The following is a 14,366-nucleotide window of genomic DNA, read 5'->3' as shown; positions in this document are numbered from 1 at the left end:
TCTAGACGAGCGCAGCGAGCTTGCCCGCCAGCCGTTCGACATAGGACGCCACCTCGGCCTCGGACTTGTCGGGCAGGCCGAAAAGGACCTCGGTGACCCCGAGGTCGGCCCACTTCGCGAGCTTGTCGGGGTCGGGCTTGAAGTCCAGGGCGACGATCTGCGGCGCTCCGTCACGACCGGCCGCGGCCCAGGTGTCCTGCAGCAGCTTGACCGGCGCGTCGATGTCGAAATCACGCGGCGTCGTGATCCAGCCGTCGGCCGAACGCGCGATCCACTTGAAGTTCTTCTCGGTGCCCGCCGCGCCGACCAGCACGGGGATGTGCGCCTGAACCGGCTTGGGCCAGGCCCAGCTTGGGCCGAAGTTGACGAACTCGCCCTCGTAGGACGCTTCCTCCTCGGTCCACAGGCTGCGCATGGCCTCCAGGTATTCGCGCAGCATCGTGCGGCGCCGCCCGGGCGGCACGTTGTGGTCGGCCAATTCGTCTGTGTTCCAGCCGAATCCGACGCCAAGCGAGACGCGGCCGCCGGAGAGATGATCCAGTGTGGCGATGGACTTCGCCAGGGTGATCGGGTCGTGCTCGACCGGCAGTGCGACGGCCGTGGACAGCCGCACCCGCGAGGTGACCGCGCAGGCGGCGCCGAGCGACACCCAGGGGTCGAGGGTGCGCATGTAGCGGTCGTCGGGCAGTGACTCGTCGCCGGTGGTGGGGTGGGCGGCTTCACGCTTGATCGGGATGTGCGTGTGCTCGGGCACGTAGAAGGTGGTGAAACCGTGATCGTCGGCGAGTTTGGCTGCCGATGCGGGGTCGATGCCCCGGTCGCTGGTGAAAAGTACGAGCCCGTAGTCCATACCAGGATTAGAACGTGTTCTAGTCCGAAGGGCAACGTCGGGGCCCCAAAACGGCGTTTCGTTCACCGCGATCGATACCGATGACCTCGCGGCACCCCGGCGATGGGATGGGTCAGCATGACGACAGAACGCATCGCCGATCACATCAAGTTCGCCTACTGGGTGCCCAACGTCAGCGGTGGCCTGGTCACCAGCGACATCGAGCAGCGCACCGACTGGAACTACGAGTACAACGCCAAGCTGGCCCGCACCGCCGAGAACAACGGCTTCGAGTACGCGCTGTCCCAGGTCCGCTACGAGGCCAGTTACGGCGCGGAGTTTCAGCACGAATCGACGAGCTTCTCGCTGGCGCTGCTGCTGGCCACGCAGCGTCTCATGGTCATCGCCGCGGTTCATCCGGGCCTGTGGCAGCCGGGTGTGCTGGCCAAACTCGGCGCGACCGCCGACCAGCTGTCGGGCGGTCGATTCGCCGTCAACGTGGTGTCGGGCTGGTTCAAGGACGAATTCACCCATCTGGGCGAGCCCTGGCTCGAGCACGACGAGCGGTACCGACGCAGTGCGGAGTTCCTGCAAGTGCTGCGCAAGATCTGGACCGAGGACGACGTGGATTTCCGCGGAGACTTCTACCGCATCCACGACTTCACGCTGAAACCCAAGCCCGTCAACACGTCCGAGCGTCCGAATCCCGAAATCTTCCAGGGCGGCAACTCGACGGCCGCACGGCGTAACGGCGGCCGCTATGCCGACTGGTACTTCTCCAACGGCAAGGACTTCGACGGTTTGACCGAGCAGGTCGTCGACGTACGCAATCACGCTCGTGACGTGGGCCGCGAGGTCCGTGTCGGGCTCAACGGATTCATCATCGCGAGGGACACCGAAAGGGAAGCCAAGGAAGTCCTGCGAGAGATCATCGCAAAGGCGAATCGGCCCGCCGTTGAGGGATTTCACGCCGCCGTGCAGCAGGCAGGCAACTCGACATCCGACCGCCGTGGTATGTGGGCGGATTCCACATTCGAGGATCTGGTTCAGTACAACGACGGCTTCCGCACGCAATTGATCGGCACGCCCGAACAGATCGCGGAACGCATTGCGGCATACCGCAAACGCGGCGTCGATCTGATTCTCGGCGGCTTCCTGCATTTCCAGGAGGAGATCGAATACTTCGGTTCGCGCGTGCTGCCGCTGGTTCGCGAAATCGAGGAATCCGAGCAACATTCCGCAGCGGAACCCTTGCTGGCGTCGCGGTAACCGGGAGTGCGCTAGCGTGGGTTCGAAGCCGTCCAGCACAGGAGAGGTCATGTCGTACCCCCAAGGTCCGCCCGGCAATCCCGGATACCCGCCCGCCCAGCAGCCGACCACGCAGTTCGCCGCGCCGACCCAACAGTTCGGTAGGGCGCCCGAGCCCGGTCCAGCCGCGGGTCCGAGCCAACTGCCGAAGTACCTGACCATCGCCGTCGCGGTCCTCGGCCTGGGCGTGTACCTGTCCAGCTTCGGGCCGCTGTTCACCGCAGGCGCGGACTACTTCACTCCTACGCTGCTGGATCTCGGCGTCGTCGCGGCGCTGGCGGCCGGGCTGATCGCCGGCGTATCGCTGCTGCCGAAGCAGAAGCCATTTCCTGCGGCTGTCGCGGTGCTGTCGGTGCTGGCGTTCCTCCTGGTGATCGCCATCGTGCTGACAGCGCCAGAGGGCGTGTCCATCGACTGGGGCCTCTACCTGATCATCGCGTTCACCATGTTCCAGGCGATCGTCGCCGTGGCGGTGCTGCTGTTCGATGCGGGCGTCATCACCCCGCCCGCGCCGCAGCAGCCCCGGTATGACCAGCAGTACGGCCAGTACGGCGGGCCGAGCGCGCCGTACTACGGTCAGCAGTCTCAGCACGGCGGCCCGCCGCAGCACCAGCAGGGGTTGTCGCAACGTCCCGGTTATCCGTCGCAGTACGGCGGTTACCAGGGTGGCGGCCCATCGACCGGCGGATTTTCCGCCGGCCAACCCAGCGGTCAGCAGAGCGGGCCCCCGACCCCTCCGACCGGTTTCCCGACCTTCGGGCAGCCGCCGTCGAGCTCCACCCCGACGACCCAGGCGCAGATGCCGTCGCAATCGGGAGCGTCATCCACGCAGTCGGGCCCCCCACCGTCGTAGTCTGAGCCGCGCGTGCGTCAACTTCGCGCGCGTGTGAGCTTGTGCGAGGAGCGGCCTTAGTGGAAAACCGGCCAGTCGGCACACGCCAGGCGCGTGAGCTGCTTCGGGTCGCGTTCGGGCCGTCCATCGTGGCGCTGGGCGTCATCGCGGCCGTGGTGTTGCTGCAGCTGTTGATCGCCAACAGCGACATGACCGGCGCGCTGGGCGCGATCACCAGCATGTGGCTCGGCGTACACATGGTGCCGATCTCGATCGGCGGTAGTGAGCTGGGCGTGATGCCGTTGCTGCCCATGCTCGCCATGGTGTGGGGAACCGCACGCGCGACCGCCCGTGCGACATCGCCGCAGGGTTCCTGGTTTGTCACGCGGTGGGTCGTCGCATCGGCCGTCGGCGGCCCGCTGCTGATCGCGGCGATCTCCCTGGCCATCGTCCACGACGCGGCGTCGGTGTTCACCCAGCTTCAGACGCCGGACGCCCTGCGCGCGTTCGGCAGCGTCCTGGCGGTGCACGCGGCCGGCGCGGTGATCGGGGTCGGGTCGCGCATCGGCAGGCGCGTCTTGTCGGAATCGCCGCTTCCCGGGTGGCTGCCCGACGCGATTAGGGCTGCCAGTGCAGGCGTTCTGGCGCTGCTGGGACTGTCCGGCGTCGTGATGACCGGTTCGATGATCGTGCACTGGGCGACGATGCATGATCTCTACGGGATCACCGATTCGGTGTTCGGTCAGTTCAGCCTGACGCTGTTGGCGATTCTGTACATCCCCAACGTGCTCGTCGGGACGGCTGCGGTCGCCGTCGGGTCCAGTGCGCACATCGGGTTGGCGACGTTCAGCTCGTTCACCGTCTTCGGTGGTGACATCCCCGCGCTGCCGGTGCTGGCCGCCGTGCCGACTCCACCGCTGGGCCCGGTCTGGGTGGCGCTGTTGATCGTCGGCGCGGTGTCGGGTGTCGCGTTGGGCCAGCAGGCGGCGCGACGACCGCTGCCCCTGCTGCCCGCGATCGGCAAGCTCATCGTCGCGGCCGCGCTCGCGACGCTGATCATGGCCGTTCTCGGCTACGCCGGCGGCGGGCGGCTGGGCAATTTCGGCGATGTCGGCGTCGACCAGGCCACGTTCGGGCCCGCGCTCTTCCTGTGGTTCGCCGGTATCGGGGCGCTGACCGTGGCGATGACGGGTGGCATCGCGAGGCGCGTCAGGGTTCCCAAGCCCAAAACCGAACCCGAGCCCGAAGCTGAAGCCGCGCTCGAATCCGAGACCGAGCTCGAATCCGAGACTGAGTTTGAGGCCGAGCTCGTATCCGAGCCCGAGCCCGAGCTCGAGGCCGAGTCGGACTTCGAGCCTGCGTTCGACGACGAGTCAGCGGCCGACTTCGAGCCCGCGTTCGAGCCCGAGGCGGACGCAGCCATCGACGACCTCGAAGCGCAGGCCGTCGACGAACCGTTCGACGAGCCCCCGGCCGCTCCTCCGCGGCCTCGGAACGAACACCGGGACGCGTTCGGAGATCCCGAGGACCACTTCGTCGTCGACGACGTCCCCGACGATCAAGCCACGCCGGGCGCGACCACGGACCGGGCGCCCGATCGCGACGATTAGGCTGCCAGGCGTGCAGCAACCGCTTCGAGTGCCCCCGAAGGTGCCCGCACGCGTTGTGGTGCTCGCATCCGGTACCGGTTCGCTGCTGCGATCGCTCCTCGACGCCACCGGCGGCGATTACCCGGCCGACATCATCGCCGTCGGGGTGGATCGCGACTGCCCGGCCGTCGACATCGCCGCGTCGGCATCGGTACCCAGCTATACCGTGCGGCTGCGCGATCACCCTGACCGCGAGGCCTGGGATGCTGCGATCACCGACGCGACCGCAGCGCAGAAACCTGATTTGATCGTGGCTGCCGGATTCATGAAAATCCTTGGGCCCCATTTTCTTTCCCGCTTCATGGGCCGGATCATCAACACCCACCCGGCGCTGCTGCCCTCGTTTCCCGGGGCACACGCGGTACCCGACGCGCTGGAATACGGAGTCAAGGTGACGGGGTGCAGCGTGCACCTCGTCGATGCCGGCACCGACACCGGACCGTTGCTGGCCCAAGAAGCCGTGCCGGTGCTCGACGACGACGACGAAGCTTCCCTGCACGAGCGGATCAAAGTCGTCGAACGACGACTGCTGGTGGACGTGCTGGCCGCGGTGGCTACCCGCGGCGTGACCTGGACCGGACGAAAGGCGACATTGGGATGACTGACCGCAGGGCTATCCGGCACGCGTTGATAAGCGTGTACGACAAGACCGGTCTCACCGACCTCGCGCGTGGCCTGCACGAGGCGGGCGTCGAACTCGTCTCCACCGGGTCGACCGCGAAAACCATTGCCGACGCTGGCATTCCGGTCACTTCCGTCGAGCAGGTCACCGGGTTCCCCGAGGTGCTCGACGGCAGGGTCAAAACCCTGCACCCGCATGTCCACGCGGGACTGCTCGCCGATCAGCGCAAGCCCGAACATGTTTCGGCACTCGCCGAACTCGGCGTCGCGCCGTTCGAGCTGGTGGTCGTCAACCTCTACCCGTTCACCCAGACCGTCGACTCCGGCGCGGGCGAAGACGAATGCGTCGAGCAGATCGACATCGGTGGCCCGTCGATGGTGCGCGCCGCCGCCAAGAACCATCCGAGCGTCGCGGTGGTGGTCGATCCGCTGGGCTACGACGGTGTGCTCGCCGCGGTACGCTCCGGTGGCTTCACGCTGGAGGAGCGGAAGAAGCTGGCCTCCTTGGCATTCCGGCACACCGCCGAATACGACGTCGCGGTCGCGGCGTGGATGTCGTCGGTGCTGGCGTCCGAAGGCGATGCCGCACCGCCGTCGCTGCCGCTGTGGACGGGCGCGACGTACCGGCGCGAAGCGGTGCTGCGGTACGGCGAGAACCCGCATCAGCAGGCGGCGCTGTATCGCTACGACTCGGGGTGGCCGGGCCTGGCCCAGGCGCAGCAGTTGCACGGAAAAGAGATGTCCTACAACAACTACACCGATGCCGACGCCGCCTGGCGCGCGGCGTTCGACCACGAAGAGATCTGTGTGGCGATCATCAAGCACGCCAACCCGTGCGGGATCGCGATCTCGTCGGTGTCGGTGGCCGATGCGCATCGCAAGGCACACGAATGCGATCCGCTGTCGGCGTTCGGTGGGGTGATCGCGGCCAACACCGAGGTGACCGTCGAGATGGCGGAGACGGTCGCCGACATCTTCACCGAGGTGATCATCGCGCCCGCCTACGAGGCGGGTGCCGTGGACGTGCTGGCGCGCAAGAAGAACATCCGCGTGCTGTTGGCGTCCGAACCGCAGCAGGGCGGGACCGAGTTTCGTCAAATCAGCGGCGGCCTGCTGATCCAGCAGCGCGACGAGTTCACCGCACCCGGCGACGATTCCGCGAACTGGGAATTGGCGACGGGCTCACCCGCCGACCCGGCGACGCTGGCCGACCTGAAGTTCGCGTGGTTGGCGTGCCGCGCGGTGAAGTCGAACGCGATCGTGGTCGCCGCCGACGGCGCGACCGTCGGGGTCGGCATGGGGCAGGTCAATCGGGTCGACGCGGCCAAGCTGGCCGTGCAGCGGGCGGGTGATCGTGTGCAGGGTGCCGTCGCGGCGTCCGACGCGTTCTTCCCGTTCCCCGACGGACTCGAGGTGCTCACGAACGCGGGCGTGAAAGCGATCGTGCACCCCGGTGGTTCCGTGCGCGACGACGAGGTCACCGCGGCGGCCGCCGAGGCGGGCATCACGCTGTACCTCACCGGGGCGCGCCACTTCGCGCACTGACGTCCCGCCGAACGTGGGTTACCCGCACGCTCTCGGTCCGGACAGCGTGCGGGTAACCCACGTTCGCGCTACGAGTTGCGGATCTTGTCGATCAGCTTCGACTTGGTCAGCGACGAGTAGCCGGAGAGACCGATCTCCTTGGCGCGCTTCTTCAGGTCCGAGACCGTCCAATCGTCGTACGACCCGGATTTCCCGCCCTTGCGCCCAACGGCCGACTTGCCGCGCGCCGCGGCGGCGTTGGCGATCCTGGCGGACTTCTGCTTCGAGTTGCCCTGTTCGCGCAGGTCCTCGTACAGCTTCTCGTTCTTGATGGACGGGTTCGGCATGGTTGTCACTCCTTGATCGACTACTGATCGGAGGGTGCCCACTGACGAGGCATTTATACACCGGCCGAGCGTGCGCAGAATGTGACGGATTGGCGGCGTGTCCACCGGGGACACGCACGTTCGGGACACAAGTCGTAGCGTGGAGTTGTGACATCACCTAACGATTTGCCCCGGACCGTTGCCGAGCTGAGGGCCTCCGGTCACGTCGAGCGCGGCGTCAAGGCCGAAATCCGCGACAACCTGCTGGCCGCGCTTGCCGAGGGTCGCGACGCGTGGCCGGGCATCCTGGGCTTCGAGGACACCGTGATCCCGCAGCTGGAGCGGGCCCTGATCGCCGAGCACGACGTCGTGCTGCTGGGCGAACGCGGGCAGGGTAAGACGCGCCTGCTGCGCGCACTGACGGGCCTGCTCGACGAGTGGACCCCCGTCATCGCCGGTTCGGAACTGAACGAGCACCCGTATTCACCGATCACCCCCGAGTCCATCCGTCGGGCCGCCGACTCGGGCGACGACCTGCCCGTCGAGTGGCGACATCGCAGCGAGCGCTACACCGAGAAGTTGGCGACTCCGGATACCAGCGTGGCCGACCTGGTCGGCGACATCGACCCGATCAAGGTGGCCGCGGGCCGCAGCCTCGGTGACCCCGAGACCATCGCCTACGGCCTCATCCCGCGGGCGCATCGAGGCATCGTTGCGATCAACGAGTTGCCCGACCTCGCGGAGCGCATCCAGGTGTCGATGCTCAACGTGATGGAGGAACGCGACATCCAGGTGCGCGGCTACACCCTGCGACTGCCCCTCGACGTCCTCGTAGTCGCCAGCGCCAACCCCGAGGACTACACCAACCGCGGCCGCATCATCACGCCGCTGAAGGATCGCTTCGGCGCCGAGATCCGCACCCACTACCCGTATGAACTAGAGGCCGAGGTCGGCGTCATCAACCAGGAGGCCAACCTCGCTTCCGAGGTGCCCGAGTACCTGGTGCACGTGCTCGCCCGGTTCGCGCGCTACCTGCGCGAGTCGCGGTCCATCGACCAGCGCTCCGGTGTGTCGGCGCGCTTCGCGATCGCGGCCGCGGAGACGGTCGCCGCCTCGGCCCGACATCGTTCGGCCATCCTCGGCGAACAGGATCCGGTGGCGCGCGTCGTCGACCTCTCGACGGTGATCGATGTGCTGCGCGGCAAGCTGGAGTTCGAATCCGGTGAGGAAGGCCGGGAACAGGCCGTGCTCGAACACCTGCTGCGCCGTGCCACCGCGGACACCGCGCAGCGGCTGCTCGGCGGCATCGATGTCGGGCCGCTGGTGATGGCGATCGAGAACGGTTCCGCGGTGACCACCGGAGAGCGCGTGTCCTCCCGTGACGTGCTGGCAGCGGTCCCCGAGGTTCCGGCGATCGCCGAGATCCAGCAGCGGCTCGAGGCGACGACGGACGGACAGCGCGCGGCGGCCGTCGAAATGGCGCTCGAGGCGCTCTATCTGGCCAAGCGGATCGACAAGGTGTCCTCAGAAGGCGAAACCGTCTATGGCTGATCCCGGGGCCAGGCGCCTCACACGGTATTCGCGATACACCGGCGGGCCTGATCCGCTGGCGCCGCCCATCGACCTGCGCGAGGCGCTCGAGCAGATCGGCCAGGACGTCATGGAGGGCAGCTCACCTCGGCGCGCGCTGTCGGAGCTCATGCGGCGCGGCACGCAGAACATGCGCGGTGCCGACAAGCTCGCCGCCGAGGCCAACCGCCGGCGCCGGGAACTGTTGCAGCGCAACAACCTCGACGGCACCCTGCAGGAGATCAAGAAGCTGCTGGACGAGGCGGTGCTCGCCGAGCGCAAGGAGCTGGCGCGCGCGCTGGACGACGACGCACGGTTCAACGAGATGCGCATCGAGTCGTTGCCGCCCTCGCCGGCAAAGGCCGTGCAGGAGCTCTCCGACTACGATTGGCGCAGTGCAGAGGCGCGCGAAAAGTACGACCAGATCAAGGATCTCCTCGGTCGCGAAATGCTCGACCAGCGCTTCGCGGGCATGAAGCAGGCGATGGAGAACGCCACCGACGAAGACCGCCAACGTGTCAACGAGATGCTCGACGATCTCAACGATCTGCTGGACAAGCATGCGCAGGACAACGACACGCAAGAAGATTTTCAAAACTTCATGGACAAGCACGGCGAGTTCTTCCCAGAGAACCCGCGCAACGTCGAGGAGCTGCTGGACTCTTTGGCCAAGCGTGCCGCGGCCGCACAGCGCTTCCGTAACAGCCTGTCGGCTGATCAACGCGCCGAGCTTGATGCGTTGGCGCAGCAGGCATTTGGATCACCCTCGCTGATGAATGCGCTCAACCGGCTCGACGGCCACCTACAAGCGGCACGGCCGGGCGAGGACTGGGATGGTTCGTCGCGGTTCTCCGGTGAAAACCCGATGGGCATGGGAGAAGGCACCCAGGCGATGGCCGACATCGCCGAACTGGAGGAGCTCGCTGAGGCGCTCTCGCAGAGTTACGCGGGCGCCACGATGGAGGACGTCGATCTCGACATGCTCGCTCGCCAACTGGGCGACGAGGCCGCGGTCGACGCCAAGACGTTGGCCGAACTCGAGCGGGCCCTGATGGACCAGGGGTTCCTGGACCGAGGCTCGGACGGGCAGTGGCGGCTGTCTCCCAAAGCGATGCGACAGCTCGGACAGGCCGCGCTCCGCGATGTGGCACAGCAACTTTCAGGGCGACATGGCGAGCGCGAAACCCGTCGCGCGGGTGCGGCCGGAGAGCTCACCGGCGCGACGCGACCGTGGGCATTCGGTGACACCGAACCCTGGAACGTCACCCGCACGTTGACAAACACGGTGCTGCGCCAGGCCGGTACCAGCGGCGTCGACATGCCGTTGAAGTTCGCCGTCGAGGACGTGGAGATCTCCGAGACCGAGACCCGCACCCAGGCGGCAGTAGCACTGCTGGTCGACACGTCATTCTCGATGGTGATGGAGAACCGGTGGCTGCCGATGAAGCGCACAGCGCTGGCGCTGAGCCACCTCGTCAGCACGCGGTTTCGCTCGGATGCGTTGCAGATCATCGCTTTCGGCCGATATGCGCGCACCGTGTCCACGGCGGAACTGACCGGGCTGGAAGGCGTGTACGAGCAGGGCACCAACCTGCACCATGCGCTCGCACTGGCGGGTAGGCACCTGCGCCGCCATCCCAACGCGCAGCCGGTGCTGCTCGTCGTGACCGACGGTGAACCCACCGCACACCTGGAGAATTACTCGGGTGGCGCGGAGAGCGGGCCTCAAGTGTTCTTCGACTACCCGCCACATCCCCGCACCATTGCCCATACGGTCAAGGGCTTCGACGATATGGCGGGGCTGGGTGCGCAGGTGACGATCTTCCGGTTGGGCAGTGATCCGGGGCTGGCCAAGTTCATCGATCAGGTGGCGCGTCGTGTCGAGGGACGCGTCGTGGTGCCCGATCTCGACGGGCTGGGTGCCGCCGTCGTCGGCGACTACCTGCGGTCGCGGCGTCGGCGTTGAGCCGTGCCGCTAGACCGGCTTGCGCTTCCTGCGCTTGACGCCGACGCTGCCCCACAGCGAGAAGCCGCGGATGCGCACGCAGGGTGCTCCCGGCGAACCTTCCCCGCTCACACTTTGGTCGAAGGACCCCATCACCCCGACCCCACGCAGGTCCACGTTCACCTCGGGCGGCACCAAGATGGTCTGGCCGCCGAAGATCGAGTACGAGTGGATCTCGACTTCCGGCGAGGTGAAGTCGGCGTACCGCAAATCCACCACGCCGCCGCCGAAGAGAGCAAACGTGGTCATCCGCTTCGGCACGTTCCAGCGGCCGCGACGCTCGAACCCGCTCATGATTGCCAGCAGCATCGTCGAGGGTGCGGGCCGCACCGGCCCGCCGCTGGGGCCGCGCGAGACGGAACCGGGCAGGTCCGCGGAGAGCCGATCGAGTTCGTCGTATGTCTGCGCGGCGTAAGCCCTGGTCAGACGTTCTTCGTATTCGTTGAGCGGCAGTCGGCCCTGGGCGGCGGCATCGGTGAGCAGCTGCGCCATGTGAATACGATCGGTGTCTGCAGCGCGCCTTGAGCCGTTCCGCGACGCGGGAGTACTCATCCCGGCCATCTGTTCTTTGCGCAGGCGCTCATCACGACCATCTGTTCTTGGCGGAACCGCTCATCACTACCATCTGTTCTTCGCGCAGGCGCTCATCACCGACGAGCCTACGACGAACGCTGGCACATGCAAGGCCGATGTCCAAACTGTGCACTCATCGATGCCGGCGAATCAGATAGACAAGCAAACTTCATTCCGTGCCTGCCAAGTAGTCGGCAAACTCGACGGCGCCGACGGGGTTCTGGGGTGCGAGGTGCGCGCCCGATCGGTACGCGGCAGCGATGCGTCCCGGGACGGGGACGGCCACGACGTTGCGGCGGCCCCCACGCGCGGTCAGGTACATCCGCCCCAACTCGGCATGCGTGTGCACCGTCGGTCCGCCGATGTCGGCCACCCGGCCCGACGGCTCGGAATCGATCAGCTCGACGAGCCGGCGCGCGACGTCGCGGGTGTCGATCGGCTGGAAGCTGACGCCGCGAAGCGCCCACAGCACGGGGGAGTACCGCTGGATCGCGAAGCTGGTGGCGATCAGGTCGTGGAACTGGGTGGCGCGTAGCACCGTATGGGCGACGCCGGAGGTGTCGAGTGCTTGCTCGGCGCGGATCTTGGTCCGGTAATAGGGCAACGGGATTCGGTCGATACCGACGATCGATACGTGCACGAGGTGGCCGACGCCGGCCCGTCGCACGGCCGACGTCAGGTGCTGCATCGCGGTGACATCCTTGTCGCCGGTCGGCTGCGTGGCGCAATTGACGATCACGTCCACCCCGTCGACCGCCGCGTGGATTCCCTCATCCGCCAGCAGATCGCCGCGGCGCCAGCGCACTTCGGTGTTGTCGTTCCGATCGCGCCGACTCAGCGCATGCACCGTATGTCCGGCTGCGAGCGCGGCGACCACCACCTGGCGGCCGAGCGTGCCGGTCGCTCCGGTGACCAAGATTTGTGTCCCCATTCAGGGATCCTATGCCCGCGTGAGGACGCAGACGTACCGCCGCGGAGTGTTGTAGAAGCACGACGAGTCCCTCACGGGGAATCCCACCAGCGATGCCTCCGCGATTTCGGCCGGCCCACCACAGGCGAGTCCGATCGAGCGCTCGAAAAGCGGGTCGCACGTCATGATGAGCAACTTTGCCTCCGACGGATCGACGATCTGCATACCGTTGCGGCGCAACGGGAATTCGATCGCGCCTCCGGACTTGTTGACGCCCGTTACCGCTACCGGCACATCACCGAGAGCGGCCCTCACATTCTCGGCCGCCTGCACGGCGTGCGGCCACCCCTTCTCGGATGGTGCGAACGACGGCATCACCACGATCGACGAAGCCACGCACACGAGGACGGCGACAGCGGCGGCACATCGCACGTGAACCGGTCGAGCCGACCATCCGCGGCCGGCGGCTATCCCGATGGCGGCGAACACAATCGGATGGAGCCAGGAGTAATACTGATCCTTTGGCAGACCGGGATAGCTCACGGCCAGACTGGGTGCCACGAGGGCCAGCGTGATGATCGCCCATACCGTGGTGAGGACCGCCCAGCCGCCGAACCACCGCGCGATGCCTCGCGTCGTGACCGCGGCGGCGATGAGCACCGCCACAGTGACGACGACAGCCGGCCAAGCCGACAGTGGGGCAGCCGCGGAATCGCCAGCCACCGGCCCGGCCAGGATTCGCCACCCGATGACCGGGACGGCGGCGATTCGCTCGCCAAGCGACTGATCGATTCCGAGATTCCCTGCGAAGAGATAGTCCGAGATGCCGCGCGTCTCGGCGAAGCCGGTGCGCGCCTCGTGGATGCCAACCGGGACGAGTCCGGCCGCAACGATCAGTGCCGTTGCGCCCAGTACGCCGAGCATGGGCCGTCGTGGCTGCCGAAGCACGTCGAGGACGAACAACGCGACCAGCGGTGGTACGGCGAGCACGGCAAGGAGGTGAGCGTGGACCAGGAGAACCGTTGCGGCGGCGGTCAACACCCACCAGCCGAGCTCACGCGTCCGCCACGCGTGCCAGGCACTGGCCGCAGCCAGCGCGGCCACCGGACCGACGATGTTCGCGTTCCACAGGAACGTCGATGCGCCGATTGCCGACGGGCTCACGGCCATCAACAATGCCGCGACATGTCCGGCCACGGGCCCGCCCACCGTGCGGCCCAGCCACCACGTCGCCGCGACTCCGGCGATGCCGATGAGTGCCACGGTGGTGACGACGACGACCGGGTTGACATCGCTGAGAAACGCGCTGGGCGCCAATACCCAGTAATAGGCGACGCCGTGATGTCCGGTGGCGAAGGAGGCCTGCGGCCCCACCAAGGGCAGCTGGCCGTCGCGCACCCAATGCAGCAGCGTGAGTAGTTCGGTGCCCTGGTCGTCGTCCCATTCGCCGCGCCCAGCGAGTCCTACCAGCCGGACGGCCGCTGCGATCAGAAGGATGACCGCCAGCACCAGTCCGTCGCGTCGGGCGGGGGTCACGCCCACACCCTAGGATGCGGCTGTGGCGGATGACGAGGAGCGACTGCAGCGCGTCGTACCCGCCACTCGTGCGCCGCGAGAATGCCAGGAGTGCACGGACTTCGAGGGAAGCGCAACGCAATCCGCCCCGCCGGCATCACGGCGGCGGGGCGGATCGGTAGGTTCTTTACCCGTATTACTCGGGCGCAGGGACTGGCCCGAACGGTTTAGCCAGGCTTGCGGCCGCGTCAGAAGGCAGACTTGCGATCTTGCCGATGAAATTGCCCGGTAGGTTCGCGATGCTTGTCGCGGCGTCACTCGGCAGACTCGCGATCTTTCCCGGAGCGTCTCCGAGCCTCGCGAAGCTGTTTGCGGCATCTTCGGGCAGCGATGCGACGCCGCCCACAAATTGTCCCGGCAGAGCAACGAGACTAGTAACCGTCTGATGAGGAACCGCGGCGATCTTGCAGGTAAAGGCCGGTGCGCAGCCCACCAACCAGTCGGGGTCGTCTGCTGACGCCGGAGCGGCTGTCGCCAAGGCGGCCCCGCCGACGAATCCGGCAATGACGATGATTCGTTTCATGATGACTCCGTTCACGAAGGATAGTTTGCCTGCGGCAGGGAGAAGCGGGTGTTCAGCTACCGACAGCCGAGCCCGCTAATCAGCAGAAACGATAGTCGATCTTGTTCGACGTGTCGCATCGA

13 protein-coding genes are annotated in these 14,366 nt (G+C 67.0%); 7 read left to right on the top strand and 6 right to left on the bottom strand.

Annotated features, from left to right (window positions below; all coding sequences use genetic code 11):
- Position 1 precedes the first annotated feature (1 nt).
- The gene (locus M1248_RS18800) at positions 2-850 is read right to left on the bottom strand and encodes an LLM class F420-dependent oxidoreductase (protein WP_317149343.1); all 849 of its coding nucleotides are present in this window, start codon (positions 848-850) and stop codon (positions 2-4) included.
- 117 nt (positions 851-967) lie between these two features.
- Here M1248_RS18800 and sfnG point away from each other — a divergent pair, with 117 nt between their 5' ends.
- The 5 genes from sfnG to purH are packed head-to-tail and all read left to right on the top strand — an operon-like array spanning position 968 to position 6,784.
- Positions 968-2,098: a dimethylsulfone monooxygenase SfnG gene (gene sfnG, locus M1248_RS18795; protein WP_317149342.1), complete on the top strand. Its 1,131-nt coding sequence runs from the start codon at positions 968-970 to the stop codon at positions 2,096-2,098.
- Positions 2,099-2,147: 49 nt separating this feature from the next.
- Positions 2,148-2,990 carry a DUF5336 domain-containing protein gene (locus M1248_RS18790; RefSeq protein WP_163730627.1) on the top strand — a complete coding sequence of 281 codons (843 nt, stop codon included), beginning with the start codon at positions 2,148-2,150 and terminating at the stop codon, positions 2,988-2,990.
- A 59-nt stretch (positions 2,991-3,049) separates the two neighbouring features.
- On the top strand, positions 3,050-4,579 hold the full coding sequence (locus M1248_RS18785) for a DUF6350 family protein (protein ID WP_317149341.1): 1,530 nt from the start codon (positions 3,050-3,052) through the stop codon (positions 4,577-4,579).
- 10 nt (positions 4,580-4,589) lie between these two features.
- Positions 4,590-5,219 (top strand): phosphoribosylglycinamide formyltransferase, encoded by a 630-nt coding sequence (purN, locus tag M1248_RS18780; protein WP_163730625.1) that lies wholly within the window; start codon positions 4,590-4,592, stop codon positions 5,217-5,219.
- Positions 5,216-6,784: a bifunctional phosphoribosylaminoimidazolecarboxamide formyltransferase/IMP cyclohydrolase gene (gene purH / locus M1248_RS18775; protein WP_317149340.1), complete on the top strand. Its 1,569-nt coding sequence runs from the start codon at positions 5,216-5,218 to the stop codon at positions 6,782-6,784. The genes purN and purH overlap by 4 nt, the downstream gene beginning before the upstream one ends.
- 68 nt (positions 6,785-6,852) lie before the next feature.
- Here the strand turns inward: purH and M1248_RS18770 are convergent, their stop codons facing one another.
- Complete coding sequence (locus tag M1248_RS18770; RefSeq protein ID WP_163730623.1) at positions 6,853-7,110, bottom strand: Rho termination factor N-terminal domain-containing protein; 258 nt, start codon at positions 7,108-7,110, stop codon at positions 6,853-6,855.
- A gap of 147 nt (positions 7,111-7,257) precedes the next feature.
- Here M1248_RS18770 and M1248_RS18765 point away from each other — a divergent pair, with 147 nt between their 5' ends.
- Both M1248_RS18765 and M1248_RS18760 read left to right on the top strand, forming a co-directional pair.
- A complete protein-coding gene (locus M1248_RS18765) occupies positions 7,258-8,640 on the top strand; it encodes an ATP-binding protein (protein ID WP_317149339.1) in 1,383 nt (460 codons plus the stop codon).
- The gene (locus tag M1248_RS18760; protein WP_163730621.1) at positions 8,633-10,624 is read left to right on the top strand and encodes a VWA domain-containing protein; all 1,992 of its coding nucleotides are present in this window, start codon (positions 8,633-8,635) and stop codon (positions 10,622-10,624) included. Before M1248_RS18765 ends, M1248_RS18760 begins: the two co-directional genes overlap by 8 nt.
- Before the next feature lie 9 nt (positions 10,625-10,633).
- Here the strand turns inward: M1248_RS18760 and M1248_RS18755 are convergent, their stop codons facing one another.
- From M1248_RS18755 to M1248_RS18740, 4 genes are all read right to left on the bottom strand, one after another.
- Positions 10,634-11,215 (bottom strand): DUF1707 domain-containing protein, encoded by a 582-nt coding sequence (locus M1248_RS18755; RefSeq protein WP_163730620.1) that lies wholly within the window; start codon positions 11,213-11,215, stop codon positions 10,634-10,636.
- 190 nt (positions 11,216-11,405) lie between these two features.
- Positions 11,406-12,167, bottom strand: coding sequence for an SDR family oxidoreductase (locus M1248_RS18750; protein WP_317149338.1), 762 nt, complete (start codon positions 12,165-12,167; stop codon positions 11,406-11,408).
- A gap of 9 nt (positions 12,168-12,176) precedes the next feature.
- Positions 12,177-13,682, bottom strand: a complete 1,506-nt coding sequence (locus tag M1248_RS18745; RefSeq protein WP_317149337.1) for a glycosyltransferase family 39 protein — start codon at positions 13,680-13,682, stop codon at positions 12,177-12,179.
- A 175-nt stretch (positions 13,683-13,857) separates the two neighbouring features.
- A complete protein-coding gene (locus M1248_RS18740) occupies positions 13,858-14,244 on the bottom strand; it encodes a hypothetical protein (protein ID WP_317149336.1) in 387 nt (128 codons plus the stop codon).
- Positions 14,245-14,366: the final 122 nt, after the last annotated feature.

The organism is Mycobacterium sp. 29Ha, assembly GCF_032883055.1.
In the GTDB taxonomy this organism is placed as follows: domain Bacteria; phylum Actinomycetota; class Actinomycetes; order Mycobacteriales; family Mycobacteriaceae; genus Mycobacterium; species Mycobacterium gallinarum.
The sequence above is the reverse complement of the archived record's forward strand: the minus strand, read 5'-3'. Positions and strand labels throughout refer to the sequence as shown.